This is a genomic window from Blautia sp. AF19-10LB (assembly GCF_003461245.1).
Taxonomy (GTDB): Bacteria; Bacillota; Clostridia; order Lachnospirales; family Lachnospiraceae; genus Blautia_A; species Blautia_A intestinihominis.
In genome coordinates this window covers 1-2328 of record NZ_QTWS01000083.1, presented here as the reverse complement: position 1 = coordinate 2328, position 2328 = coordinate 1, and the positions used below count along the sequence as shown (strand labels likewise).

Sequence of the window (2328 nt, the reverse complement as noted above, 5' to 3'; positions counted from 1 at the left end):
CAATTCATCTCACTACCTGCAGAGGTAGGAGAATTCTTGTTATATATTATGTTAAAAAACTGTGACCTCGGATTCTGAAAAACACTTCCAACGATCTTCGCCGTATCGTACAGCGGCTGCTCGGAAACTTTCACTCCGTTTACCCAGGTTTCACCGCTCATTTTTCCCTCATAATAATGCGGGATCAGACCGTTGATCAGTCGTGTGAGCGTTGTTTTGCCACAGCCACTCTCCCCGCAGAGCACGACAACCTGACCGTCTTCTATCGTCAGATCAATATCTCGAATTCCCGCAGAATGTTCATTATTTTCCCTGTAGGTAAACGTCACATGATCAATTTTTATCATACTATCTGCCTCCTAGAAAACAATATATTTCCGCAGAAAAAATACCACAAAACATGCCAAACAAAGCACGATCGCAATGATATCCTGCACATGGAATCCAAGCTCACAGACATTGGTCCGTCTGACCGGTGCGCCAAGTCCCCTTGTCAGTGCTGCCGCAGAAAGTTCATCGCCAATCTTTACAACAGAAACCATCAGTGGTATCAGCCGATATTCGATCATCAGGAACGGATTTTCGCCGTTCCAGGCATTTGGAAAAGAAATGACCAGGGAATCATGCTCCCTGGTCTGCTATTAGATCCCATATTTCTTCAGATCGACTTTGCCATCGATCACCTCTACCCCGTCTTCTTCAAGAAGCTTCGCCTGTGTCCTTTCTCCACCAAATGCAAAGGCTCCTGCCAGTTCTCCCTTCGCATTTACTACGCGAAAACACGGGATATGCTCCGGGTCCGGATTTTTGTGCAGGGCATTTCCAACTGCTCTTGACATCTTCGCATTGCCTGCCATCTCTGCCACTTTTCCGTACGTTGCCACATGTCCCTTTGGAATTCGTTTCACCGCCTCGTAGATCCGTTTTGTTGGGCTGTCTGTGATGATATCATAGCTTTCGGCGATCATTCTTTTGATGTCTTTATCCGGTATGCTGCCATCCAGAATGATCGTGTTCCAGTGCTCTTTGTTCTGATGATAACCTGCGATCACGGCATCATACGCAGACCGCCAGAAGTCACGCCACTCCGGATTTACCTTTACATTGAGATTGATATATCCGTCTTTTTCATAGATCCAGAGGAAGGCTTTCTTACTTCCCTTCACCCTCACCAGCTGCCAGTTTTGATCTTTGAATGGGCGTTCTTCATATACATTTTTAAAGGATAATCCAAATTTCAGTGCCTCTTCGCGTGTTTTCATAGATGCTCCTTCTCTACTCTGCTTTCGTTTTTACTCTGCTGCATCGCCCATGCAAATGCCCTTGCAGTTCTTGTCATCGGTTCTTTAAAATGCCCGCCCTGGTTCCACTCAAGCGTGCAGTTTAGTCCTTCTGCTTTTAGCCATGCATACCCTTCTCTGATGCAGTCTCCTACTTTTGCTATAACAGGATTTCGGCTCTTTTCTTCTTTATTTCCAAGGCTTAAATATACATTTTGACTCTTTATCCCTCGCTCTTTCATATAATCTGTAAATCCCGGAAACCAGACAGACGGTGATGCTGCCGCGACACCAGAAAATATGGTCGTCTGGCAGGCCGCCCATAATGAAAACAGCCCTGAAAGGGAGTATCCGCCAATATAATAAGTCTTACTTTTATCTGAACGTAAATGATTTCTTATTATATCATTTTATCCCCAGGAATCCAATTCCTTCTACAGCAATATAGCGCAAAAAAGTGGAACTTCTCCTGCTCATCAGAAGTCGTTCCACTTTTTGAAATTCTTATTATTCTGTTTTCTCATTCACCGCGATCCAGATCTCGCACTGGTAATTCGGATCTGAGACATCCTGTGATGAGTAAACCTCAAACTCCACATTCTCCGCATATTCATACTGTGCGCTCTGCGGGAAAAATTCTGTGACGATCTTATGATAAGTCTCGATAAAAGCATCCGGCATCTTTCCTTTGCTTGTAAAGACCGCATAAGTATTCGCCGGGATCGTCACGATCTCCAGGTCATCGTCAACTTTTCTTCCATCATACTCGACACCGATCCCATAAGGAAACTGCTTCGCATTAAGCTCAGAGGAAAAACAAATCCCAAGCAAGCCTTTCATCACCGGATTTTCCGGCATGCAGGCGATCAGCCTTCCCATTGTTCCGTCCGCACCGTACTCCTGCCACATTGCGGTAATGTCAGGCGTGGCATTTGCCGACTGCGGTTTATCAACTCTTTTTCTCTTGCAGACAACCTGAAATGCATCTCTTTTGTGAATCAACAACTCTATCCTCACACGACTGAAGTCGCGTGCTTCCGGACGCTTT

Annotated in this window: 5 protein-coding genes; all 5 read right to left on the bottom strand. The window is 45.3% G+C overall.

Annotation, left to right across the window (positions count from 1 at the left end; translation table 11 throughout):
* Positions 1-347: ATP-binding cassette domain-containing protein (locus tag DWX28_RS19110; RefSeq protein WP_118254767.1), on the bottom strand; the 347-nt coding region annotated here is incomplete at its 3' end.
* A 12-nt stretch (positions 348-359) separates the two neighbouring features.
* Positions 360-569: an energy-coupling factor transporter transmembrane component T gene (locus DWX28_RS19105; RefSeq protein WP_442857738.1), complete on the bottom strand. Its 210-nt coding sequence runs from the start codon at positions 567-569 to the stop codon at positions 360-362.
* A gap of 72 nt (positions 570-641) precedes the next feature.
* Complete coding sequence (locus DWX28_RS19100; protein ID WP_022214203.1) at positions 642-1262, bottom strand: methylated-DNA--[protein]-cysteine S-methyltransferase; 621 nt, start codon at positions 1260-1262, stop codon at positions 642-644.
* On the bottom strand, positions 1259-1522 hold the full coding sequence (locus tag DWX28_RS19095) for a hypothetical protein (RefSeq protein WP_022214204.1): 264 nt from the start codon (positions 1520-1522) through the stop codon (positions 1259-1261). The genes DWX28_RS19100 and DWX28_RS19095 overlap by 4 nt, the downstream gene beginning before the upstream one ends.
* 265 nt (positions 1523-1787) lie before the next feature.
* On the bottom strand, positions 1788-2328 hold a 541-nt coding region (locus tag DWX28_RS19090), incomplete at its 5' end, for a GyrI-like domain-containing protein (protein WP_147342127.1).